Raw genomic sequence first — 25628 nt, forward strand, 5'->3', positions numbered from 1 at the left:
TTATCCCACGCCCAGCCCTGCCTCTCCCGCGCTAGCCTGCCATTCCGCCGCGACCGCGACACCGATGACACTGACGAGTTGCTCGCCGCAGTAGAGCAGCGGCAGGCGTGCGCGTTGCCAAGGCGGGATCTGGTGTTGTTGCAGCAGGTTCTTCAGCGTGCGAGTCGCAGCGCGAGGGTGGGGACGCAGGGATTCGCCGCCTTGCCGCAGGCGCAGGGTGACGCGGGCAGTGCGCAGCTTGTCCAGACTGATGCCCTGCCCCGACAGCGGGCGGAAATGGATGTCGCGCGCCAGCGGTGGCCAATGCAGGCTGGCTGACTCCTGCCAATCCAGCACCAGCGCAGGGTCGAACGGTGCAGGCCGAGGCAGGACGTAGGCTGCGCCCTGATAGCGCCGCACCTGCCAGCCACCGAACTCCACACAGACCTCGGCGTTGGCGCGCGGGCTAGCGAGTTGCGTCAGCATCTGGTCGAGCTGGGCAGCTTGCGGCAGCGGCGCGCCGCGCGCGTGGAGGAACTGGCGCAACAGATTGGCGGCACGCGGGCGGGACAGCACGGCAAGGCGTTCGACCGCCAGCGTCTCGCCCCATGCGCCGCCTGCGTCTTGCTGCGCCAGTTCGGTCAGCAGCGCGTCGGCCTCAGCGAAGTGGGCGGCACTGCGCGCCAGCGTCTCGCGGCAGGCGGGATAGTGGCGTTCCAGTCGTGGCAGGATATGGTGGCGCAGGAAGTTGCGCGGGTAGCCCGTATCGGCGTTGCTTTCGTCCTCGATCCAGCTCAGGTCGTGGGCAGTGGCATAGTCCAGCAGCTCGCGCCGGGTACAACCCAGCAACGGGCGCAGCAAAGCTGGACCGCTGTCGCCCGCTTTCAACTCGGACATGGCGGCTGCGCCCTTGAGACCCGCACCGCGCAACAGTTGCAGCAACAGGGTCTCGGCCTGATCGTCGGCGTGGTGCGCCAGCGCAATGAACTCGGCAAATTGGCGCGCCAGCGCGGCATGGCGCAAGGTGCGCGCCGCCGCTTCGATACCGAGATGGCGCAGCGGCGCGATGTCCACCCGCTCCACCGCCAGCGGCACGCCCAGCCGCTCACACAGCCCGGCGCAGAAGTCCGCCCAGGCAGCGGCGTTCGGGCTGATGCCGTGATGCACATGTAGGGCGGACACGCGCCAGCCGTGGCGGGGAGCAAGCTGGCTCAGAAGATGCAGCAACACCACCGAATCCATGCCGCCACTGAGTCCGACGCAAACCGCGCCGCCTGCGGGTATGACGGTCACCAAACGAACGGACAGGTGTGTGAGCAAATCAGCGGACATGGCGGACACCGGGCAAAGGAAAAGGCCGCTCATGTTGTAACAGCATCAACACGAACGGCCTCATCATCGAAAACTGCAGTTATGCGGCCTGAATCTCGATTTCTTTGAATTTGCCGTAGCTCATCAGGCGGTTGAAGCGGGCTTGCAGCAGCTCGTCGGAAGTCTTGCCCTGCACCTGCTTCAGCGCATCCTGCAAGGCTTTCTTCACGGTCTGCATTGCAGCGGGATAGTCGCGGTGCGCGCCGCCCTGCGGCTCGGCCACGATCTTGTCCACCAGCCCCAGCGACTTCAGGCGCGTAGCAGTGATGCCCAGCGTCTCGGCAGCATCCGGCGCTTTGTCCGCACTCTTCCACAGGATGGAGGCGCAACCTTCCGGCGAGATCACCGAATAAGTCGCGTATTGCAGCATCAGCGTCACGTCACCCACCGCGATGGCCAGCGCTCCGCCGGAACCACCTTCACCGATGATGGTGCAAATGAGCGGAGTGCGCAGCTCGGCCATCTCGAACAGGTTATGGCCAATGGCCTCGGACTGCCCGCGCTCTTCCGCGCCCACTCCGGGATAGGCACCGGGCGTATCCACAAAAGTCAGGATGGGAATGCCGAATTTCTCGGCCAGCTTCATCAGACGCAACGCCTTGCGGTAACCCTCGGGACGCGGCATGCCGAAGTTGCGGAACTGGCGCTCCTTGGTGTCGCGCCCCTTCTGGTGGCCGATCACCATCACGCTCTGACCATTAAAACGGGCCAACCCGCCCACGATGGCGGCATCATCCGCATAGGTACGGTCACCGTGCAGTTCCTGGAAGTCGGTGAACAGGTGCTGCACATAATCCAGCGTGTAAGGACGCTGCGGATGACGCGACACCTGCGAGATCTGCCAGGGCGTGAGCTTGGCGTAAGTGTCCTTCAGCAATGCGCTACTCTTTTCCTGCAAGCGGCTGATCTCGTCGGAGATATCCAGCGCGGCGGAATCGTCGTGCATCTTGGAAAGTTGCTCGATCTTGCCCTCAAGATCGGCGATAGGCTGCTCAAAGTCGAGAAAGGTCAGTTTCATTTTTAAACCGTTTTCGTTCGTTCAAATTAGGGGCGAATGATACAGGAATACGCCGAGAACCGCTGAAGGGGACACACTGGCAATGCTTGTAAAAAGTCGACAAAACCGTGGTCTGACACCATTTACTCTCTCCAGCGTCAACGTTTGAATTCAGCGGCCGGAAAAAGCGCAGCTTTTGACGGTCCGCTGGAATGATTAGTTAGAACGGCAAGCATTTTCTGAGGACAAATGCCTTAGATACCAGCCCTCTGAACCCAAGGACACTAGCTCACCGCAAGCTAGACCTTTTGTAAGCCAGTCGGACGGTTGTTTTGTGAAGTAGAGCTCAAAACCACCGCCTGAGACCGCGATTCCCCAACGCCTAAGTAGCACCCTGAGTCCTTCGAGTGGTTTTCCCTCGGCCACCTGATTTCTATCTGCAACAGCCAAGACCACATTAAGTGATCGAAGTTGTGTCTGTACACGAGAAATATCGTCCTTTAGGGATGAGTTGCTTTGGCAATACTGGTCAATGTGCTCCATTGAGCTCAGTTCAACTCGGCGCAAACAGGGATTAGATTGGAATTCGTTTTTGATAGCGTCGATTTCTGCATGATGCTGATCGAACCAACCGGAAACTTCAGAAGGCTCAATATCGAGACCCTCGGAGCCACAGGCCGCAAGGGATAAAGCGATCAATGCTATAAATACTCGGAGCATAGAGTTCTAATGTTAAATAGACACCCTAAAAATGGCCGTAAAAAACATCACGATCAATCCTCCATAGTCTCTCGATTTGCGATAAGAGATACCAAGGTTTTCATACGCCCCATATGGGCTACGCTGTGCCGCCCACCGTCAATCCATCTATCCGCACAGTCGGCTGTCCCACGCCGACCGGGACGCTCTGGCCTTCCTTGCCGCAGGTGCCCACACCGGGGTCGAGCGCGAGGTCGTTGCCTATCATCGAGACGCGGTTCAGCGCTTCCGGGCCGTTGCCGATCAGGGTCGCGCCTTTCACTGGGTAGGTGATCTTGCCACCTTCGATCATGTAGGCTTCGGTGGTGGAGAACACGAATTTGCCGCTGGTAATGTCCACTTGCCCGCCGCCGAAGTTAGCCGCGTACAGGCCGTGCTTGACCGAGGCGATGATCTCTTCCGGCGACTTATCGCCGTTCAGCATCATGGTATTGGTCATGCGCGGCATTGGCAGGTGGGCGTAGGATTCGCGGCGCGCGTTGCCGGTCACCGGGACGTTCATCAGGCGCGCATTCAGAGTGTCTTGCAGGTAGCCGCGCAGGATGCCGTCCTCGATCAGCACGGTGCGCTGGGTGGGATTGCCTTCATCGTCCATCTGCAAGGAACCGCGCCGGTTGGCGATGGTGCCGTCGTCCACCACGGTGACACCCTTCGCCGCGACGCGCTCGCCGACGCGACCGGAGAAGGCCGAGCTGCCCTTGCGGTTGAAGTCACCTTCCAGCCCGTGCCCAACGGCCTCGTGCAACAGGATGCCGGGCCAGCCGGAGCCGAGCACCACGGTCATGCTGCCCGCTGGCGCGGGTTTAGCGTCGAGGTTGATCACGGCCTGATGCACCGCCTTGGCGGCGTAATCTTGCAGCAATTCGTCGGTGAAATAATCATAGCCGAAGCGCCCGCCGCCACCCGCCGAACCTTGTTCGCGCTTGCCGTTGGCTTCGACGATGACTTGCAGCGACAGCCGCACCAGCGGACGGATGTCGGCGTTCATCAGGCCGTCGCTGCGCGCCACCAGCACCACCTCGTATTCGCCCGCCAGATTGGCCATCACCTGGGTGACGCGCGGATCGAGGGCGCGTGCGGCACGTTCCAGCTTCTCCAGTAGCGCGACCTTGGCGGCGGCATCCAGCGTCGCCAAAAGATCGTGTGGCAGATAGAGGTCGTGCTTGCGCCCGCCATGCAGTTGCGGCGCAGTCTGCGTGCCGCCCTGACGGGCGATGGCGCGGGTCGCCAGTGCGGCGTTCTCCAGCGCGGCCAGACTGATGTCGTCGGAATAGGCGAAGGCGGTCTTCTCGCCGGAGACGGCGCGCACGCCCACGCCCTGGTCGATACCGAAGCTGCCGGACTTGACGATGCCCTCTTCCAGCGCCCAACTCTCGGCGCGGCTATATTGGAAATACAGGTCGGCGTAGTCCACGCGATGCGTCAGCATCTGGCCGAACACGCCTTGCAAGCGGCCCACATCCAGCCCCTGCGACAACAGCAGCGATTGGCTCGCCAGTTCGAAGATGGAATCACTCATTTCGGCTTGTCGCAGCAGGTGCAGATCAGGGTGCGATGCGACAAGGCCGGCAGACTGGCGCGGATGCTCGCCTGATACGCGGGATTGATGTCGGCTACCACCACACCGGAGCCGCGCGGCAACTCGTCCAGCACGCGCCCCCAGGGATCGACGATCATGCTGTGGCCGTGCGTCTCGCGGCCATTGACGTGGTAACCACCCTGCGCCGAGGCGATGACGTAGGCCAGACTCTCGATGGCGCGGGCGCGGATCAGCACCTCCCAGTGCATCTTGCCGGTGGTGGCGGTGAAGGCCGAGGGCAGCACCAGCAGATCGACATCCTTCATGGCGCGGAACAGTTCGGGGAAGCGCAGATCGTAACAAATCGCCAGGCCGATGCGCCCGAACGGGGTCTCGACCACCACCACCTGGTCGCCCGGCTCGATGGTGCGCGCCTCGTGGTATTTTTCGTTGCCAAGATCCAGATTGAACAGGTGGATCTTGTCATAACGGGCGACTTGCTCGCCCTGGGCGTTGAACACGAGCAGCGAGTTGCGCACCTTGGCGGGATCGTTCGCCACCAGCGGAATGGAACCGCCCACCAGCCAGATGCCGAACTCGCGCGCCGTGTCGGCCAGGAACTGCTGGATGCGCCCCACGCCCGGCTGTTCGCGCACCGCCACCTTGTCGTTCTCGTTCATCCCCATGATGGGGAAATATTCCGGCAGCACCACCAGTTGTGCGCCCTGCTCCACCGCTTTGGCGATGAGGCGGTGCGCCTCGTTCAGATTGGCTTCGACATTGGGGCCGGAAGCCATCTGCACGGCAGCGACCTTGAAGAAGGTGGCGGGATTCGACGAGGAGTTGGGCATGTTTCAGTTCTCCAGAAGAGGATTTTTGGGCGACTCGACCGGCACTTCGCCGACCTTTACTACGCTGGGATTCACCCAGTTTCCGGTGATATTGTATTCAAACGACACCAGTCTATCGAGCGGATTACTCAACAATTTGTTGGCCAGATAGGTACCCACACCGACCACCGGATTGATGACCAGCGCGCCGATCAACGACACGCTGTTGCCCACTGTGGGCAGGATGCGCACCCGCAGGTTCTGCGTCTCCCGGTTCAGGTCGACCTCGCCGCGCATGTTCACTTTGGCGGCGGAACCCTCGATGCTGAACGTATCCGAGCGCAGCACGCCACGCCGGATCTGCGCCTCGCCGTTGATGCTGTCGAACTGGAAGCCTTCGCTAAACACATCCTTGAAGTCCAGCGTGATGCGCTTGGGCAAGGCCTGCAGGCTAAGGATGCTCAGCAGTTTGCCGATGCCGGGATCGATCTTCATGAACTGGCCGCGACCGGCCTCCAGCTTGACGTGACCATCCAGCGTGGCGTAATTGAACTGCGCCGGACCACCGAACCAGGCGAACTGCCCCTCCAGTTTGCCGCTGCCCTGCTTGACGCTGTTGGGGTAACCGGAACGGTCCAGTATCCTGCCCGCGTCATAGATCTGTAGTGCCACGTTCATCTGCGTCACATCGCCGCCACTGGCATTGGTCTGCAGCACACCATCCACGCCCAGCACCCCTTCCGGATTGTTGAGACTCAACCTCTCCAGCCGCCAGTCCCTGCCCCTGGGCTGGCCCGCCAGCTCGAAGCGCCCCAACTGCCTGCCGTTCCAGTTCAGGTTGTCCACCGTCACATCCAGCTTGGGGAGGCGCTCCCCGACCGGCGGCACCGCCAACCCCGAACTGACCTCACGCGCATCACCGGCAGGCTGGGATTCCAGTTTGAGGCTCTTCAGCCGCGCCACCAGCGCACCCTTGCCTTCCGGCATCCAGTTAAGACTGCCGCTCACATCGTCCGAAGCCAGACGCAGCTCCAGCGCATTGCCGCGACTGCGCCCGGTGAGATGCACGCCGTCGATCTTGTGCCTGCCGCCGGTCAGCTTCTGCACCGTCAGGTCTATGCCCGCCAAGGCCGGGACTGCATCCTGACCGCCGGTGCTCAGCGCACCCCAGCCATCCAGCGCCAACACCGGGATGCTGCCGGTCAGCCACACGCCCTCCTTGTCCGGCACTTTCGCCGCCCCGCCAAAATTCACCGTGCCCCGCACCACCTGCATCTCGTCGCCAGACTCCTGACGCTGCAAACGCGCCTCGACCACTTCGCCATAGCGCACCACCAGCCCATCCTGCCCCGGCTGCACACTCTTTTGCTCCAGACGGAACGGGACCACCTCTTCGGCACGCTTGCCGAACGGGGCAGGCAGATCGGATGCCAGTCCGGCCAGAGAGGAACTCACCACCGCATCGACCGCTTTCTTGCGCACCGAAATCTGTGCGGCCCAGTCGGACTCCCCTCGCAGATAGCGCAATACCGCGTAGGGTTCGCTGGCCCGCACCGTCTCGGGGTGGATGCGACCGACAGCCTTGACCTGCAACGTGCCGTCCTCGCCGCTATCGACCTGGACCGTCGCCGGACCGCCCAGGATCTGGGCAGTGACGTTCTGCGTGTGCACTCCCGACTCGGTGAACAGCAGCTTTCCCCGGGTATGCATCGCCTTCGGCATACCCTTGGCCAGCACCAGTTCATCGTCCAGGAAGGCATACTCCCCGGCCACACCGACCGGCTGATCGCCACGCAACGGCACCCGCACCTTCAGTTCCAGATGGCCCTCGCCCTTTGCCGACATGCCGTCGATGAACTCATCGATATAGCCGCGCACCGGACTCTGCTGGATGAACTCCAGCCCGTGCGCCACCGGCCCGGCGAACCCGCCAGTGATCTCCAGCATGGCGGCGGGATCCACCATGTCCGCGAGCACCACCTTGACATCTTTCAGCCCCCCGCCCACCGTCGTGGCCGTCGGACACGACACCTCCATCCGCGCTCCCTCGATGCGCAGATCGACCGTAGCGTTCTCCACCCGGGGCCAGCCAGGCACATATTCCAGCGCTACGTTGCGCGCATGCGTCTCCAGTCTGAACTCGCCCTTGCGCTTGCCCGCGAAAGGGAAGTCCGCCAAGTCGCCCTTGAGCTTGAGCCGCAAGCCCGCCGTTTGCCCGCCCTTGAGCGCCGTCGCCAGCCAGTCATGTGTAGCCTGATTGAGCGCGATCAGGGGAATGTAACGCGCCGCATGGCCGACCTCGGCATGGGTCAGATTGGCCTCCAGGTCGATGATGCCCAGACCGCCCGGCACGGTCTGGAAGGTGAATGCCAGCGCGCCCGCCACATCGGCGTTGCGGAAACTGGATTCGGCGAGCTGATACTCCATGCCGCCATGGCTACGTTGCCAGCGCATCTGCGCCTTGAGTTCGGGGAAGGACAGCGGCTCCCGCATCAGCAAGGGCGCATCCAGAGTGAACTGGCGCGAACTGACCGTCAGACTGCCGCTCTTGTCCGTACCATCGACCTCGCCACTCAGGCCGGAGAATCCCGGGATCACCCCCAGCTTGTGCAGCCCCAACCCCTCGAAGCGCCCGTTGATCCGATACTCCTGCAATGCCTCGCCCGCCATCCCCCAGCTCGCACTCAAGTCACGGACCTGACCTTCGGGGGCCAGGGAACGTAACTGCTCCCGCATGACGGGGGCGAGCGGGAAGAACTGCGACAGGTTCAACAAGGTGGGCAAATGCAACTGGCTGGCGCGAATCTCGCCGCGTGGCGGATACTTCTCGCGACTCTCCGCCAGCTTCAGGAAGAAGTCGGTCGGCGGCAGCACGGTGCCTTGCATCAGTCTCAGGCTGAGCTGTTTCGATGAGACCTCGAACTCGCCCCGGCTGGCACGCCAGGCCAAACGGCCATTCAGCCGACTCAAAGCCAGTTCCGGCACGTCGTCACCCAAGTGGCTGACCACATCCACCAAGGCCAGATCGGCTGCGGTCTGCGTGAACTTGCCCTGCTCCAGTCCTATCCAGGCGCGCACACCGCCGCGCCCCCGGCTGACACTGGACGGCAGGTCGACCCAGGGTCGCCAGGCTTGCAGATCGGTGTGATCCAGCTGGACGAAGAACTCGCCGTGCCAATCCTCCATATGATCGAAGCTCGCCCCGCGCAGGTCGCCGCGCAGGTCGATTGGAGTCGCCAGCACGGCCTGCGGGACGGCTCGCACGGCAAAGCGATGCCGGTCGCCGCGATTCTCGATCAGGGCATAGACTTTGTTCAGGTGCAGAGTGTCGGCATTGCGTTTGGCATCGTACCAATACACCTGCGCATCGCGGATGACGATCAGGCGCTGATACAGCAGCAGGTCCGCCAGTCCGTTGTTCTGGCTGGTCCGCGACAGCGGCACGCCCGCCACGTAGATCACGCCTTGCTCGTCGCGCCGCAACACCAGAGTAGAGTGGTTGATCTCCAGGCTGTGCAGGCTCAACTTGCCGGTCAACAGGGATCGCCAGGACAGCGTACCCTCGACCTTGCTCAGTTCCAGCGCCGGCAACTGCTCTGCATCCAGCACCTGCACGCTGTCCACCACCAGATGCGGGCGAAAGCCATCCCAGTCGGCCCGGATCGCGCCCAGTGCAACCGGCAACCCGACCGCCTCGGTCAGCGCCCTCTGGAAACGGTCGTGATAGCGCATCACGTCCGGCAATACCCAATAACGCAGCGACAGCACCCCGGCCCCCAGCAGGATGAAAGCCAGTCCACCGACGACCATGAAGAAATGCGCCAGCCTGCTCGTGTGATGCCAAATGTAACTGGGGGATATCTTCAGCATCGGGGATTAGGGATGGAGAGCGTGGAGCGACACGTTTCGAGTCTTATAATGCCAACATGGCAAGACCGCATTCTAACTGGAAGCCCCCTCGATGAACACCGCAAACGACTTTGAGCACAAACTCCAGCACCTCCTCCGTTGCAGCCAGTACGCCAGCCGCATCCTGGGCTCCGACACGGCACAGTCCGCCGCCCTGCGCGCGGGCTACGCGCGGCCGTTCGGGCGGGCCGAGATGGAGGCGGCGCTGGCACCCGCGCTGGACGAGGCGACGCTGTCCACCGCCCTGCGCCGTTTGCGCAAGCAGGTCATGCTGCGGCTGATGCTGCGCGACCTGAACGGCCTGTGCGGGCTGGAAGAAGTGATGCACACCATGACCATGCTGGCCGAGGTCGCGGTGCAACAGGCGCAACGCTGCGTCAGCGCCGCCCTGCACGCCTCGTTCGGCCAGCCTATCGGTGAGGCCAGCGGCCAGCCGCAGGAGCTGCTGGTGATCGGCATGGGCAAGCTGGGCGGCGGCGAGCTCAATGTCAGTTCGGACATCGACCTGATCTTCGTGTATGCCGAAGATGGCGAGACCGATGGCGCGCGCCGCATCGGCAACCACGAATATTTCACCCGCCTGGGCAAGCGGCTGATCGCGCTGATCAACGACCTCAACGGCGACGGCTACGTGTTCCGGGTCGATATGCGGTTGCGCCCCTACGGCGACAGCGGCCCACTGGTGATGAGCTTCGCCGCGCTGGAAGAATATCTGGTGACGCAAGGGCGCGAGTGGGAGCGCTACGCCTGGATCAAGGCGCGTGTCATCTCGCCGGAGCAGTCGCCCGCCATCGCCGAGCTGGCCAAACTCGCCCAGCCCTTCGTGTTCCGCAAATATCTGGATTTCGGTGCCTTCGATTCCATGCGCAAGCTGCACGCGCAGATCCGTGCCGAGGTCGCCCGCCGCGATCGCGGCAACAACATCAAACTCGGCCCCGGCGGCATCCGCGAGATCGAGTTCATCGCCCAGGTGTTCCAGCTCATCCGTGGCGGGCGCGATACCAGCCTGCGCATCCGCCCCACCCGCCAGGTGCTGGAACTGCTGGTGCGGCATCAGGAGCTGTCCGCCGATGCCGCCGCTCGCCTCGATGCGTCCTACGTTTTCCTGCGCAATCTCGAACACCGGCTGCAATATCTGGACGACCAGCAGACGCAGGAACTGCCGGACGACCCGGCCAACCAGCAGACCGTCGCGCTGGCCATGGGCTACGCCGACTACGCCGCCCTGCTGGAGGCCCTCGCCCCGCTGCGGCAGTTCGTCAGCGCACAGTTCGAGACCATCTTCAGCACCAAGCAAGAGGCTCCGGAGGCCTGCCCGTGGTGGCACGAGGGCATGGGCGTGGACGACACCGCCACGGTACTGGGGAACCTCGGCTACCGCGCGCCCATCGAGACCGCCGCACGTCTGGTGCAGTTCCGCCAAAGCGCGCGTTACCGCCAACTTCCCGAGATCAGCCGCCCGCGCCTGGATACGCTGGTGCCGAAACTGACCGCACTGTGCGCAGGACAGGCCGGGCCGGACGACGCATTGGCACGCCTGCTCGCCTTGCTCGAAGCCATCGTCCGTCGCGCCTCCTACCTCGCCTTCCTGGCCGAATATCCTCAGGCGCTGCCGCGTCTGGTCAAGATGGCCGCCGCCAGCGCCTGGGCCTGCGACTACCTGACGCAACACCCCATCCTGCTGGACGAGTTGCTCGATGACCGCGAGATCTACACCGTGCCGGACTGGGCGGCGCTGGATGCCAAACTGAGCGCGCAACTGGCCGATTGCGGCAACGATACCGAGCACCAGATGGATGCGCTACGCCAGTTCCAGCACGCGCAGACCTTCCACCTGCTGGCCATGGATCTGCAAGGCCTGTTGCCGCTGGAGACGCTGAGCGACCACCTGTCCGATCTGGCCGACCTGATGCTGCGCCACGTGCTCACCCTGTGCTGGAACGGGCTGGCGCGCAAACACCGCGAGGTGCCGCGCTTCGCCATCATCGCTTACGGCAAACTGGGCGGTAAGGAACTGGGCTACGCCTCCGACCTCGATCTCGTCTTCCTCTACGACGATGACGCGCCGGATGCCAACGTGATCTACGCCCGCCTCGGCCAGCGCATCAACACCCTGCTGTCCAGCTACACCGCCGCCGGGCGGCTGTACGAGGTGGACCTGCGCCTGCGTCCCAACGGCGACAGCGGCCTGTTGGTCAGCAGCGTGGCCGCGTTCGAGGAATACCAGCAGCAGCACGCCTGGGTGTGGGAGCACCAGGCGCTGACCCGCGCCCGTTACTGTGCGGGCGATGCGGACATCGGCGCGGCGTTCGAGCGCATCCGCAACGACGTGCTGCGCCAGCCACGTGAACTGCCCAAGCTGCGTGCGGAGATCGTCGCCATGCGCCAGAAAATGCACGACGGCCACCCCAACAAGACCGAGCTGTTCGACATCAAGCACGATGCCGGTGGCATGGTGGACATCGAGTTCATGGTGCAATACCTGGTGCTGGCCCACGCCCACGCCCATCCCGAGCTGGCCGAGAACAAGGGCAACCTGGCCCTGCTGGGCCGCGCCGCCGATGCCGGGCTGATCCCGCCGGAGGCCGCCGAACAGGTGGCCGGACTCTACCGGGAGCTGCGCCGCCTCCAGCACGCCATGCGGCTGAACAACCAGCAACCGCGCGTCGTCGCCGAGTCGCTGGATGTGTCGGCCTGTCTGGGGTTATGGGCGGCGTTGCTGGCATAGCCAGCGCCGTCGCCTGCTATAATCGCGCGTCCTTCAATGACTACACCCCCGCCGTGACCAAGATCCGTTTCTATACCGGTGCCCCCGACAAACTGCGCGCCGCTTGCTTGTTGAGCAACAAGGCGATGCAGAGCGGGCTGCGGGTGATGGTATCCACGCCGGACGAGGCGATGACCGCCACGCTGGACAAGATGCTGTGGACCTACCCCGGCATCGCCTTCATGCCGCATGGTCGCCTGGCCGACCCAGCCGCCGCGACCCTGCCGGTGCTGGTCGATCATCTCGCTGACGATTTCCCGCACCACGACCTGCTGATCTCGCTGCACCCCACCCCGCCCGCCTTCTTCAGCCGCTTCGCCCATCTGGTCGAGATCGTCGGCAACGAGGACGAGGACAAACGGCTCGGGCGCGAGCGTTTCAGTCACTACCGCAACCGTGGCTACGAGCTGCAGCATTTCGACCTGAGCCGAAACGAAGGGGTATGAGATGACGGACAAGTCCGCCGCTGATCTGCTCGCCGGCCTGCCGGTACTCACCGAAGTGATCGAGGACGGTGCCGATCTGCCGGTGCTGACCGAAGTCGAGCCGGAGCCGGTCGCGCAGGCGGCGAATGCGCCCGACACCGAGATCGCACCTGCGCCTGAAGTCATCGCCGCTCACGCAGAACCTGTCGTGGATGCCGCGCCGCCCGCCGTCGAGCCCGAAACGGCAACGCCCCCGGTCCAGATGGACGAAGAGGCTTGGGCAGAATCCCTGCTGGCCCGCCTGGAGCCACAGTTGGACGCGATGCTGCGCGACAAGCTGCAAGCCGGGCTGGGCTCGGTTGCCGACGAGCTGCTGGCGCGCACGCTGCAACACATCGAGGCCGAACTGCCGCGACTGCTGCGCGAGCTGCAGCCCCCGGCCAGTGTCGCTGCGCCCGCCGCCGTCACGCCCGGCGCACCCGTCACGGCTGCGCCCATCCCTGCCGCAGCCGCCGCTCCCGAAGCCACGGCCACGCCTGCTATAATCGCGCCCCTTCCGGCGCTGCCGAACACGACTCACACGAACGAAAACCCGATGGAACTCGCTAAAAGCTTCGACCCCAACTCCATAGAATCGCACTGGTATCCCGAGTGGGAACAGGCGGGTTATTTCCGCAGCACGCTGAATGCCGGCAAGCCCGGCTACTGCATCATGCTGCCGCCGCCCAACGTCACCGGCACCCTGCACATGGGCCACGCCTTCCAGCACACGCTGATGGACGCGCTCACCCGCTACCACCGCATGAAGGGCGACAACACCCTGTGGCAGCCGGGCACCGACCACGCGGGCATCGCCACGCAGATCGTGGTGGAACGCCAGCTGGATGCGCAAGGCGTGTCGCGCCATGATCTCGGTCGTGACAAGTTCCTGGAGAAAGTGTGGGAATGGAAGGCTTATTCCGGCAACACCATCACCAGCCAGATGCGCCGCCTGGGCACCTCGCCCGACTGGGAGCGCGAGCGCTTCACCATGGATGAGGGCCTGTCGAAGGCGGTCACCGAAGTGTTCGTCCGCCTGCATCAGGAAGGTCTGATCTATCGCGGCAAGCGTCTGGTGAACTGGGACCCGGTGCTGGGCACCGCCGTGTCCGACCTGGAGGTGATCTCGCAGGAAGAAGACGGCTCGCTGTGGCACATCGCCTATCCGCTGGAATCCGGCGTGGGCGCGCTGATCGTCGCCACCACCCGCCCCGAAACTTTGCTGGGCGACGTGGCCGTGGCGGTGCACCCTGAAGATGCGCGCTACAAGCACCTGATCGGCAAGAACGTGAAGCTGCCGCTGTGCAACCGCCTCATCCCCATCATCGCGGACGAGTACGTCGATCCCGCTTTCGGCACCGGCTGCGTCAAGATCACCCCGGCGCACGACTTCAACGACTACGCCGTTGGCCAGCGCCACGGCATGACCCCGATCAGCGTGTTCACGCTGGATGCCAAGATCAACGACCACGCCCCCGCCGCCTATCGCGGCATGGACCGCTTCGAGGCGCGCAAGAAGATCGTCGCCGATCTGGAAGGACAGAAGCTGCTGGCTTCGATCAAGCCGCACAAGCTGATGGTGCCGCGCGGCGACCGCACCAACACGGTGATCGAACCGATGCTGACTGACCAGTGGTTCGTCAAAATGGACGGGCTGGCCAAGGAAGGCCTGGATTGCGTGGCTTCCGGCGAAGTTAAGTTCGTACCGGAGAACTGGACCACCACCTACAACCAGTGGCTGGAGAACATCCAGGACTGGTGCATCTCGCGCCAACTGTGGTGGGGCCACCGCATCCCGGCTTGGTACGACGAGCAGGGCAACATCTACGTCGCCCGCACCCAGCAGGAAGCAGAGGATCAGTGGCGCGAGGCGCTGGATTCCAAATCCGATGCCGAAATCGAAGTGGCGCTGCAGAAGCTGACCGAAGACATTTCGCCGCTACGCCAGGACGAAGACGTACTGGACACCTGGTTCAGTTCCGCGCTGTGGCCCTTCTCCACCTTGGGCTGGCCGGACAAGACCCCGCAGCAGGAGATGTTCCTGCCGACCTCGGTGCTGATGACCGGCTTCGACATCATCTTCTTCTGGGTCGCCCGTATGGTGATGATGACCAAGCACTTCACCGGCCAGGTGCCATTCAAGGAAGTCTATGTCACCGGCCTGGTGCGCGACCAGCACGGCCACAAGATGAGCAAATCCAAGGGCAACGTGCTCGACCCGCTCGATCTCATCGACGGCATCACGCTGGATGCGCTGCAAGCCAAGCGCACCAGCAACCTGATGAACCCCAAGCAGGCCGAGAGCATCGCCAAGAGCACCAGCAAGGATTTCCCAGACGGCATCCCGGCCTTCGGCACCGATGCCGTGCGCTTCACCTTCGCCAGCCTGGCCTCGCATGGCCGCGACATCAAGTTCGATTTCAAGCGCTGCGAGGGCTACCGCAACTTCTGCAACAAGCTGTGGAACGCCACACGCTTCGTGTTGATGAACTGCGAAGGCAAGGACGTGGGGCTGGATGAATCGCTGCCGCTGGAATACTGCGCGGCGGATCGATGGATGGTCAGCCGTCTGCAACAAGCCGAAGCAGCCATCGCCGCCGACTTCGACAACTACCGCTTCGACATGGCCGCCCGCACCGTGTACGAACTGGTGTGGGACACCTATTGCGACTGGTACGTGGAACTGGCCAAGGTTCAGCTCAACGCCCCTCTCCCTAACCCTCTCCCACACGCGGGCGAGGGGACAAACGATGCCTCGCTCGCGCGAGACACTGATTTAATTCTGGCGCAGCAACGCGCCACCCGCCGCACCTTGGTGCGCGTGCTGGAAAGCATCCTGCGCCTGGCCCATCCCATCATCCCCTTCATCACCGAAGAGCTGTGGCAGACCGTCGGCCCGCTGGCGGGCAAGACCGGCGCATCCATCATGGTGCAACCGTATCCGGAAGCCGACAGCAGCAAGATCGACAGTGCCGCGCTGGCCGAGATCGCCCGGATGCAGGAAATGGTCAACGCCTGCCGCAGCCTGCGCAGCGAGATGAACCTCTCGCCCGCCCAGCGCGTGCCGCTGATCGCCGCCGGTGACGCTGTCGCGCTCAACGCCGCCGCGCCCTATCTGCAAGCGCTGGCCAAACTGTCCGGCGTGGAAGTGGTGGCCGAGTTGCCCGAGACCGATGCTGCCGTCGCCATCGTCGGCGAGTTCAAGCTGATGCTGAAAGTGGAGATCGACGTGGAGGCTGAACGCGTCCGTCTGGACAAGGAGATAGCCCGCCTTTCCGGCGAGATCGCCAAGGCCCAGGCCAAGCTCGGCAACGAGAGCTTCGTCGCCCGCGCCCCGGCTGCGGTGGTGGAACAGGAGAAACAACGCCTGGCCGATTTCGGCTCCACGCTGACGCAGTTGCAGGTGCAGCGCGGGAAGCTGGGGTAAACAGCATGTCATTCCCGCGCAGGCGGGAATCCAGCCGCGATAAAACCCGCGTAGCGGACAAAATCCACGAGGTGCTGTCCGCTACGCGGGTTCTTTGTTTCCAACTGGATTCCCGCCTGCGCGGGAATGACGCAATCATCGACTAAGCAGTATGCCCACGCTCACCCCACAACGCGAACGCACCCTGCTGCTGACGCTGGCCGGCATCCAGTTCAGCCACGTGCTCGACTTCATGATCATGATGCCGCTGGGGCCGGTGCTGATCCGGGCGTTCGGCATCGGCACGCACCAGTTCGGGCTGCTGGTCGCGTCCTACAGTTTCAGTGCCGCGCTGTCCGGGCTGCTGGCGACTACTTTCGTGGACCGCTTCGAGCGCAAGCGCATGTTGCTGACGATGTTCGGCCTGTTCGGACTGGCGACGCTGGCCTGCGGACTCGCGCCGGGCTATGCCACTTTGCTGGTCGCACGCGGCTTGGCAGGTGCGTTCGGCGGCATCATGGGCGCGATGGTGCAGACCATGATCGGCGACGTGATCCCCTACGCGCGCCGCGCCAAGGCGGGCAGCATGGTGTCGGCGGCGTTCTCGGTCTCGACCGTGGCGGGCGTGCCGCTGTCGTTGTGGCTGGCCAACCATTACCAGTGGCGCGCCCCGTTCATGTTGATCGCGGCACTGACACTGCTGTTCATCGTCATCGGCTGGCGCGTGCTGCCCGACCTGCGCCACCATCTCTCGACCGAGCGCCGCGCCCATCCGTTCAGCGACCTGTTCGCGGTGATGCGCGATGCCAATCACCTGCGCGCCTTGCTGTTCTCGGCACTGATCATCTTCTCCGGCTTCTCGGTGATCCCCTACATCACGCTGTACAGCGTCAGCAACGTGGGCATCTCGCTGCACGACATCCCGCTGGTGTATCTGGTGGGCGGCATGGCCACGCTGGTGACGGCGCGACTCATCGGCCACGTCGCGGACGCGCGCGGCAAGGTACAGGTCTATCGCGGAGTAGCGCTGGCGGCGACGTTGCCGCTGCTGGTGGTGACGCAGATCGGCGCGGCACCCTTATGGCTGTGGCTGGGCTGCACCACGACGTTCTTCGTGTTGGTATCGGGACGCATGATCCCGGCGATGGCCATCATCACCTCGGCGGCCCAGCCCAGGTTACGCGGCACCTTCATGTCGCTGCACGCCACCACCCAGTCGCTGGCCATGGCTTTGGCGACCACACTGGCGGGCTGGTTGATCACGCAGGACAGCGCCGGACACCTCTCCGGTTACGGCACGGTCGGGTTCATCGCCATAGGCGCGAACGCAGTAGCCATAGCCTTCGTGGCCCGGGTGGTGATGCACGACCAGGCGGGCTGAGCGCCCGGACCTGGCTCAGTCTGCGGTCAGCGGCAGCCCGGCTTGCGCCCAGGCGAGGATGCCGCCTTGCAGGTTGTACACTTCGCTATGGCCTTGATTGGCGGCAAAAGCTGCCGCCTGGGCGGAGCGCCCACCCATCTGGCAGTAGAACACCACCGGCGCGCTTCGCTCGAACTCGGCCAGGCGCAACGGCAGCAGATGCAGCGGCAACTTGGTCGCACCGGGGATGTAACCGCGCGCGACCTCGGCATCGGTACGCACATCGACCAGACGGACTTGTCCGGCAGTCAGCTTGGTTTGCAGTTCAGCAGCAGAAATATTCTTGAAGTCCATCATCATCTCGCAAAATTGGGCCTGGGCATCGCCGGGCAAAGAAGGCGCGCATTTTCCTGATTTCGCCCCCGAGTGTCCAGCTAGGTTATGATTGCGCCATGAAAAAACTTGCCACTGTCCTGCTCTCCACCCTGCCGCTGCTGGCCTATGCCGACGGCCTGCCCGACCTGGGCGACACCTCGCAGGAAGCCGTGTCGCCGCAGCAGGAACGGCAGATCGGGCGGCAGAGCATGTTCGAGATACGCGCGGACAAGAGCTATCTGGACGATCCCGAGGTCAACGATTACCTGAACCAGCTCGGCTACCGTCTGGTCGCCAACAGCAACGAACCCTCGCAGGATTTCGAGTTCTTCGCCATCAACAACGCGGCCATCAATGCGTTCGCCCTCCCCGGCGGCTTCATCGGCGTGCATAGCGGCCTCATCCTCACCGCGCAGACCGAGTCCGAGCTGGCCTCGGTGTTGGCACATGAGATCTCGCACGTCACCCAGCACCATCTGGCGCGCATGATCGCCGGGCAGAAGTACGACACGCTGGCCTCGATGGCGGCGGTAGCGGTGGCCATCCTCGCCGCGCGCAACAATCCGCAAGCATCGCAAGCAGCCCTGGTCGGGGCGCAGGCCGGACTGATGCAGCGCAAACTCGATTTCACCCGCAGTTACGAAAAAGAAGCCGACCGCATCGGCATCGAGCTGCTGGAGCGCTCCGGCTTCGACACACGCGCCATGCCCGCCTTTTTCGAGCGGCTGCAAAAGGCCAACAGCTTGCAGGAAGGCAATGCGCCGTCCTACCTCCGCACCCATCCGCTCACCCTGGACCGTATCGCCGACGTGGACAACCGCGTGCAGCAACTGCCCTACAAGCTGGTGGCGGACAGCCTGAGTTTCCGGCTGGTGCGCGCCAAGTTGCAGGCGATGGAGCAAAGTCCGGCCAACGCCGTCGCTTACTTCACCTCGGCACTGGGGCCGCAACGCTTCGGCGATCCGGTCGCCCAGCGATACGGGTTGGTGCTCTCCTTGTTGCGCCAACGCAAAACCGATCAGGCCGAGCTGGAATTCGCCACGCTGTACCAGCACGCGCCGCAGAACCCCATGCTGGAGACACTGGCCGGACAGATGCTGAGCCGCAAGAAGTCCGGCAAAGAGGTCAGTGCCTTCTACAAGAAGGCGCTGCAACGCTTCCCGCAACACCGCGCGCTGGTGTATGACTACGCCGACCAGTTGCTGAGAGAGCAGAACCACGCCCAGGTCATCAAGCTGCTGGAAGAGCGCATCATCGGCACTCCGACCGACCCCAGACTATATGAGTTGCAGGCCCAGGCCTACACCGGAATGAATCAGCCGCAGCCGGCGCACCGGGCGCTGGCCTATGCCGCCCTGCTGCAGGGCAATCTGACGGGGGCCATCCAGCAGATGGAGCTGGCCAAACTAAGCGGCAACGACTTCTACCAGATCGCCGCCATCGAGAGCGAGCTGAAAGAGCTGTACGAGATGGCCGCCGCCCGCAAGAAAAAGTAAGTCGCGCCCAATGAAAAACGCCCGCCTAAGCGGGCGTTTCACTGTAGCGAACTGGATTACTTACAGAAGCCAGCGGCCAGGCAAGTACCGCTCTGTGTCCAGGTGATGGCACTACCTGCAGCGTTCAGCGCAGGAGTCAAGATTGAGGTATAGCCACCCGCAGCTGCCGTACCCGTAGCCGTCACCACACCATCCGCCACAGCGATACTCGCCAGATTGGCAGTCGCGGCGGGAGCAGCAGGGATGCCGTTGGTAGCGTGCGCACAGCCGACGAACGTACCCAAGTCGTTCTGGCAGACAGTCACTGCCTTCTGGTAGGACTCGCTCATGGACAGCACTTCGCTGAACTTGGCTTTCTTGGTGTAGTTGCTGTAAGCCGGGATAGCGACTGCGGCCAGGATGCCGATGATGGCGACGACGATCATCAGTTCGATCAGGGTGAAACCTTGTTGTGCTTTCTTCATGTCGATCTCCTTAGGGTTGGAATGAGGTATCGCTACCACACTCAGTCGGTAGCAGGCTTCGTGCCAGCTCTCTCACCGATTTCTATCACCATGATTACATTGGGACAGGCAACGATCCCAAGGCATAGTGGCGCGCGCGCTCACCTCGCATACTGCCCATCTCAAGCGCAAGACTGACAATTTTCGTCACTTTATGCAGACGGCGCGTACCTGATGCATGTCGGTAAAACCCTGCAACACCTTCTCGATGCCGTCCTGTTTCAGGGTACGCATCCCCTCATCCAGCGCCGTGACCATCATCTCGGCCACCCGCGCGTGCTCCTGGATGTTCTTCTTGATGGCATCCGACCCAACCAACAGTTCATGTAAACCCAAACGACCGCGATAACCCGTCCCGGCGCAACTATCGCAGCCGACCGGCTCGTACAGGGTGAATCTTCCGTCCGCGCCAGCAAAGTTACGCGTCCACTCCGTGCGCAATGTCGCGCGCGCGGCCTCGGGGTCTTGCTGCCAGCGTTCGATGTGCTTCAACTCGTCGGCATATTCGCTCAGCAAGGCATCGACCTCCTCCTCCGAAGCGATATAGCTCTTGCGGCAATCCTTGCACAAGCGCTTGGTCAGGCGCTGCGCCAGCACGCCCAGCAGGGCATCGGCGAAGTTGAACGGGTCCATGCCCATGTCCAGCAGACGGGTGATGGATTCCGGCGCGCTGTTGGTGTGCAGGGTGGCGAACACCAGGTGGCCGGTGAGCGAAGCCTCGATGCCGATGGAGACGGTCTCTTTGTCGCGCATTTCGCCGACCATGATGATGTCCGGATCGGCACGCAGGAAGGCGCGCATGATGGTGGCGAAATCCAGCCCGGCTTTCTTGTTGATCTGCACCTGGCGCAGACCTTTCTGGGTGATTTCCACCGGGTCTTCCGCCGTCCAGATCTTGGTGTCCGGCTTGTTGAGCGAACTCAAAATCGAGTGCAGCGTGGTGGTCTTACCGGAACCGGTCGGGCCGCACACGAAGAACAGGCCGTAAGGCTTGCTGACCACGTTCTTAAGCGTCTCCAGGTTGTAGGTGGAGAGGCCGAGCTTCTCCACCGGCAGCGGCTCACCCGAGGCGAGGATACGCATCACGATATCTTCCACGCCCCCCTGCGAGGGCAAAGTCGCCACCCGCAGCTCGATGTCCAGCGGGCCGAACTTCTTGAACTTGATCTTGCCGTCCTGCGGCTTGCGCTTCTCCGAGATGTCCAGGTCGCACATGATCTTGATGCGGGTGATCAGCGCATTGCGATACGAGGCCGGCACTTCGATGTAGGGCAGCAGCGAGCCGTCCTTGCGAAACCGGATCAGCGTCTTGGCCTTGCCGGGCGCGGGTTCGATATGGATGTCGGAAGCCCCCATTTTGTAGGCATCGACAATGACCTTGTTGACCAGCTTGACCAGCTCGTTGTCCGCCGCCGCACTGATGTCTTCGGGGTTGATGCCGGCCAGTTCATCGTCCTCACCGCCCAGCGAGGTCAGCAGGTCATCGACCGAGCCCTCCATATCATGCGCATGCAGGGACAGATCGGATACGCCCTTGCTGAAGAAAGCATCCAGCGTGGCGCGGAACTCGCGCTGCGAGCACACCTTGAACAGCAACTTGGCCTTGGGAAACACCGCATTGGCCAAGCGGGAGGCACGGGTGCGCTCAGGATCGGGTGTGAGCACGACCAGTCCATCCTGATTCTCTTCCAGTGGGACCCAGCCACTGCTCGCCACATATTCACGCTTCAAGTTCTTGAGCAGGTCCGCCGGTTTGATCCGGTCGGCCCGGAACGGCTCATACGGTACGCCGAAGAAGCGCGCCAGACTGGAACCCATCTGCGCGGCAGTGACATGGAAATCCTCTTGCAGGACTTCTTCGACATCGATGCCCTTGCGACGCGCAGTCCTGGTCGCCAGCTCCAGCTCAGCCGACGATACGACCGCATCGGCCACCAGATAGTCGAACTTGCCTTTGATGGCGGTGGGGGCGTGACGTTGTTGCAGCGCCACGGGCAACGCACGCGCGATCTCTTGAACGGCTTGTTGCACGATGGCCGAGAACGGCTGGTCCGCCTTGTTGTTCACCAGCTGGATAACGCCGACCAGTTCATCGGCATCCTGCTTCAAGACCGGCACCACCAGCATCTGCTTGGTGCGGTAACCGGTACGACGATCCACGTCCTGCAGGAAACGCAGTTGCGCACCTATGCGCCCTAACTCCTGCTCGTCATAGACATCGTTGATATTGAGGACCTTGTGGTTCAACGCACAGAAGCCGGCGATGCTTTGCGCTGTCATCGGCAGACGCAGATCCTTGAAGGTGTTCACTCCGACCCTGACTTTGGAGACCAGCGAGAGCCTGTCTTCGCTCACCTCGTAGATGCTGATGCGATCGGCGTTGCACAGCGCAGCGATATCGCGGCTGACCTCGCTCGCCACCTCATCCGCTGTGGCCGTCTGGATGCGCGCCAGCAAGGCGTGCAGGCCGTGCAATATCTCCGGAGATGCCCCGGTTGTCGCAACGGGTGTCAACGATAACTCGACCATTGCATCAGCTCCCTATCCCTATTTGACCAATACGACCGGCACACTGGCCAGACGCGCCACCTTGTCCGCAACCGTCCCCAGCAGCAGGGATGACAAAGTCTCCTGCCCATGTGCCCCCAACACGATCAGATCCGCCCCATGCTCCTGCGCATACTGGACGATGCCCTCGGCAGGCGTACCCACGCTGATATGGTAGCTGTAGGCCAAACCGGCGGCATCCAGCCTCTGGCAGGCAGGGGTCAATGCCTCCATGCCCTGCTCGCGATAATAATCGTTGATGGTGTCCTGGCTGATGAACAACTTGACGTTACCGGTGGCCAGTTTCCACTGCACATTGAGCAGGAACACCTGCGGCACGTCTTTCAGCCAGGACAGGCTGTTGATGACATAGTCCACCGCGCGATTAGCGCCTTCCGAACCATCCACCGGAACCAATATCTTCATCGTCATCCCCTCAGCCCTTACGTACCGGCGCACCGGCCACCTGCTCGTCCAGCACGTCGACCACCGGCGCTGCCGCTGCCATGCGCAACGCCAGCCACTTGCCCAGCCCAACCACCGACACGGCGCATGCGAGCGGCAACACGACGTGCAACCAGGCGGCAGATGCCAGCACCGTATGCAGCGTCTCGTCACTCACCAGCATCTCGCCCGCGACATAACCGAGCAGCCCCCCGCCCATATAGATGATGATGGGGAAGCGGTCGATCAACTTCAGCACCAACTGGCTGCTCCAGGCGATCAGCGGGATGCTGATCAGCAGACCGAACACCAGCAGCATGGTATTGCCATGGGCCGCTGCTGCCACGCCCAGCACATTGTCCAAGCTCATGATGAAGTCAGCCACGATGATGGTCTTGACCGCCCCCATCAAGCTGGCTTCGGCCTTGACGCTGCCTTCACCATGCTCGTCCTCCGGCAGGATCAGCTTCACCCCTATCCATAGCAGCATCAACGCCCCCGCCAGCTTGAGGTATGGCAACGACAACAGCCCGACCGCGAAGAAAGTCAGCACCACACGCAGCCCGATCGCACCCAATACGCCATACAGCACGCCCTGCTTGCGCTGCTCTGGCGGCAAATTGCGGCAAGCCAGCGCGATCACCACCGCGTTGTCGCCCGAGAGCAACACGTCGATCATGATGATCTTGAACACATCCACCCAGAACTGGGTGGTACTCAACATTTCCAGCATCGCCAACCTTTCTTGGGGAAGGGGAACGGGAGCGCGCCTGCGGCGCCCAAGGGGGAATGGGTTGTACCCTTCCCCCCTCCCTTTACCCTTCTCAGCCTTTCAACACTTGCTGCATCACCCGGCCCATCTCCGCCGGGTTGCGCGTGATGGCGATGCCGCATTCTTCCATCACCGCCAGCTTCTCCGCCGCGCCGCCCTGACCGCCAGAGATGATGGCTCCGGCGTGGCCCATACGCTTGCCTTCCGGCGCGGTGAGCCCGGCGATGAAGCCGACCACCGGCTTCTTCATGTGCTGCTTGATCCAGCGCGCGCACTCTTCTTCGTCGCTGCCGCCGATCTCGCCCACCATCACCACCGCGTCGGTGTCCGGATCGTCGTTGAACATGCGCATCACGTCCAGATGCTTCAACCCGTTGATCGGGTCGCCGCCGATGCCGACGCAGGACGACTGCCCCATGCCCAGCTCGGTGAGCTGCGCCACCGCCTCGTAGGTCAAAGTGCCGGAGCGCGACACCACGCCGATGCGGCCCTTCTTGTGGATGTGGCCGGGCATGATGCCGATCTTGATCTCGTCCGGCGTGATCAGGCCGGGACAGTTCGGGCCGATCAGCAAGGTCTTCTTGCCCGCCATCTTGTAGCGCGTCTGCAGCATGTCGTGGACGGGAATGCCTTCGGTGATGCAGATCACCAGATCCAGCTCGGCCTCCACCGCCTCGTCTATCGCTGCCGCCGCGCCGCCGGGCGGCACATAGATCACGGAAACCGTCGCGCCGGTGGCCGCCTTGGCGTCACGCACCGAGGCGTACACCGGGATGCCCTCGAATTCCTCGCCCGCCTTCTTGGGATTGACCCCCGCCACAAAGCAGTTCGCGCCGTTGGCGTATTGCTTGCAGTGGAAGGTGTGAAACTGGCCGACCTTGCCGGTCATGCCCTGGGTGATGACTTTGGTGTCTTTGTTGATCAGGATGGACATGCTTAACCTCTCGCCGCCGCGACGACCTTTTCAGCGGCGTCGGCCATGTTGTTCGCCGAAATTATGGGCAGCCCCGACTCGGCGAGGATCTGCTTGCCGAGTTCCACGTTGGTGCCTTCCAGCCGCACGACCAGCGGCACGGTGAGCTGCACTTCGCGCGCTGCCGCGACCACGCCCTGTGCGATCACATCGCACTTCATGATGCCGCCGAAGATGTTGACCAGAATGGCCTGGAGCTTGGGATTACGCAGCATCAGCTTGAAGGCTTCGGTGACCTTTTCGGTCGTCGCGCCGCCGCCCACGTCGAGGAAGTTGGCCGGGCTGCCGCCGTAGAGCTTGATGATGTCCATGGTCGCCATCGCCAGCCCCGCGCCGTTCACCAGACAGCCGATGTCGCCGTCGAGCTGGATGTAGCTGAGGTCAAACTTGGAAGCCTCGACTTCCGCCGGGTCTTCCTCGTCCAGATCGCGCAGCGCCACCAGTTCGGGATGGCGGTACAGCGCGTTGGAATCGAAATTGAACTTGCAGTCCAGCGCCACCACGCGGTGGTCGGCAGTGAGGATCAGCGGATTGATCTCGGCCAGCATCGCGTCCTTCTCGACAAAAGCACGATACAAGCCCTGCAACACGGCACGAACGTCGGCCTGGGCGGCTTCCGGCAAGCCGATGGCGCGCGCGGTCGCGTCGGCCTGGACATCGGTCAGCCCGGCCACCGGGTCTATCCATTCGGTTTTGATCTTTTCCGGCGAGTGCGCGGCGACCTCTTCGATCTCCATGCCGCCTTCGGAACTGGCGATCAGCGCCACGCGCTGGCGGCTGCGATCCACCACCATGCCGAGGTAGAACTCACGGGCGATGGCCGCGCCCTCTTCCACCAGCAGACGGCGCACCGTCTGGCCCTGCGGGCCAGTCTGATGGGTGACGAGCTGCATGCCCAGAATGGCTTGCGCATGAGCGCGCACTTCATCCAGCGACTTCGCCACCTTCACGCCGCCGCCCTTGCCGCGCCCGCCCGCGTGGATCTGCGCCTTCACCACCCACACGCTGCCGCCGAGCTGCTGCGCTGCGGTAAGTGCTTCGTCCACGCTGAAACACGCCACACCACGCGGCGTGGGCACGCCGTACTGGCGCAATAATTCCTTAGCCTGATATTCGTGTATCTTCATCCTGCTACCTAAGCTTTATCGTTTTATTCT

17 protein-coding genes are annotated in these 25628 nt (G+C 63.1%); 5 read left to right on the forward strand and 12 right to left on the reverse strand.

Annotated features, from left to right (window positions below; all coding sequences use genetic code 11):
• The 5 genes from tilS to DM08_RS05840 all read right to left on the reverse strand — a co-directional run bounded on the left by tilS (position 1) and on the right by DM08_RS05840 (position 9325).
• Positions 1-1311, reverse strand: coding sequence for a tRNA lysidine(34) synthetase TilS (gene tilS / locus DM08_RS05820; RefSeq protein ID WP_035383706.1), 1311 nt, complete (start codon positions 1309-1311; stop codon positions 1-3).
• A gap of 79 nt (positions 1312-1390) precedes the next feature.
• Positions 1391-2368 (reverse strand): acetyl-CoA carboxylase carboxyltransferase subunit alpha, encoded by a 978-nt coding sequence (locus DM08_RS05825; RefSeq protein ID WP_035383707.1) that lies wholly within the window; start codon positions 2366-2368, stop codon positions 1391-1393.
• Between the two features lie 817 nt (positions 2369-3185).
• Positions 3186-4625 (reverse strand): metalloprotease TldD, encoded by a 1440-nt coding sequence (gene tldD, locus DM08_RS05830; RefSeq protein ID WP_035383708.1) that lies wholly within the window; start codon positions 4623-4625, stop codon positions 3186-3188.
• On the reverse strand, positions 4622-5476 hold the full coding sequence (locus DM08_RS05835; protein WP_035383709.1) for a carbon-nitrogen hydrolase family protein: 855 nt from the start codon (positions 5474-5476) through the stop codon (positions 4622-4624). Before DM08_RS05835 ends, tldD begins: the two co-directional genes overlap by 4 nt.
• 3 nt (positions 5477-5479) lie before the next feature.
• Positions 5480-9325 (reverse strand): YhdP family protein, encoded by a 3846-nt coding sequence (locus tag DM08_RS05840; protein WP_035383710.1) that lies wholly within the window; start codon positions 9323-9325, stop codon positions 5480-5482.
• A 91-nt stretch (positions 9326-9416) separates the two neighbouring features.
• Here DM08_RS05840 and glnE point away from each other — a divergent pair, with 91 nt between their 5' ends.
• From glnE to DM08_RS05860, 4 genes are all read left to right on the forward strand, one after another.
• A complete protein-coding gene (gene glnE, locus DM08_RS05845; RefSeq protein ID WP_035383711.1) occupies positions 9417-12092 on the forward strand; it encodes a bifunctional [glutamate--ammonia ligase]-adenylyl-L-tyrosine phosphorylase/[glutamate--ammonia-ligase] adenylyltransferase in 2676 nt (891 codons plus the stop codon).
• Positions 12071-12577, forward strand: a complete 507-nt coding sequence (locus DM08_RS05850) for a DNA polymerase III subunit chi (RefSeq protein ID WP_237560233.1) — start codon at positions 12071-12073, stop codon at positions 12575-12577. Before glnE ends, DM08_RS05850 begins: the two co-directional genes overlap by 22 nt.
• Positions 12578-13151: 574 nt before the next feature.
• On the forward strand, positions 13152-16022 hold the full coding sequence (locus DM08_RS05855) for a valine--tRNA ligase (protein WP_035383792.1): 2871 nt from the start codon (positions 13152-13154) through the stop codon (positions 16020-16022).
• A gap of 151 nt (positions 16023-16173) precedes the next feature.
• On the forward strand, positions 16174-17382 hold the full coding sequence (locus DM08_RS05860; protein WP_035383712.1) for an MFS transporter: 1209 nt from the start codon (positions 16174-16176) through the stop codon (positions 17380-17382).
• 15 nt (positions 17383-17397) lie between these two features.
• On the opposite strand, the gene DM08_RS05865 is transcribed toward DM08_RS05860, so the two are convergent.
• Complete coding sequence (locus DM08_RS05865; protein WP_237560234.1) at positions 17398-17715, reverse strand: rhodanese-like domain-containing protein; 318 nt, start codon at positions 17713-17715, stop codon at positions 17398-17400.
• A gap of 98 nt (positions 17716-17813) precedes the next feature.
• On the opposite strand from DM08_RS05865, the gene DM08_RS05870 reads away from it, so the two are divergent.
• A complete protein-coding gene (locus DM08_RS05870; protein ID WP_035383713.1) occupies positions 17814-19232 on the forward strand; it encodes a beta-barrel assembly-enhancing protease in 1419 nt (472 codons plus the stop codon).
• A gap of 56 nt (positions 19233-19288) precedes the next feature.
• Here the strand turns inward: DM08_RS05870 and DM08_RS05875 are convergent, their stop codons facing one another.
• The 6 genes from DM08_RS05875 to sucC all read right to left on the reverse strand — a co-directional run bounded on the left by DM08_RS05875 (position 19289) and on the right by sucC (position 25598).
• Positions 19289-19696, reverse strand: a complete 408-nt coding sequence (locus tag DM08_RS05875) for a pilin (protein WP_035383714.1) — start codon at positions 19694-19696, stop codon at positions 19289-19291.
• Positions 19697-19882: 186 nt separating this feature from the next.
• Complete coding sequence (locus tag DM08_RS05880; protein WP_081908791.1) at positions 19883-22264, reverse strand: ATPase, T2SS/T4P/T4SS family; 2382 nt, start codon at positions 22262-22264, stop codon at positions 19883-19885.
• A gap of 18 nt (positions 22265-22282) precedes the next feature.
• A complete protein-coding gene (locus DM08_RS05885; RefSeq protein WP_051937823.1) occupies positions 22283-22708 on the reverse strand; it encodes a universal stress protein in 426 nt (141 codons plus the stop codon).
• A gap of 10 nt (positions 22709-22718) precedes the next feature.
• The gene (locus tag DM08_RS05890) at positions 22719-23459 is read right to left on the reverse strand and encodes a TerC family protein (RefSeq protein ID WP_035383716.1); all 741 of its coding nucleotides are present in this window, start codon (positions 23457-23459) and stop codon (positions 22719-22721) included.
• A gap of 91 nt (positions 23460-23550) precedes the next feature.
• On the reverse strand, positions 23551-24432 hold the full coding sequence (gene sucD, locus DM08_RS05895) for a succinate--CoA ligase subunit alpha (RefSeq protein WP_035383717.1): 882 nt from the start codon (positions 24430-24432) through the stop codon (positions 23551-23553).
• Between the two features lie 2 nt (positions 24433-24434).
• Positions 24435-25598, reverse strand: coding sequence for an ADP-forming succinate--CoA ligase subunit beta (gene sucC / locus DM08_RS05900; RefSeq protein ID WP_035383718.1), 1164 nt, complete (start codon positions 25596-25598; stop codon positions 24435-24437).
• Positions 25599-25628 lie beyond the last annotated feature (30 nt).

Source organism: Ferriphaselus sp. R-1, from assembly GCF_000746095.1.
Classification (GTDB): Bacteria; Pseudomonadota; Gammaproteobacteria; order Burkholderiales; family Gallionellaceae; genus Ferriphaselus.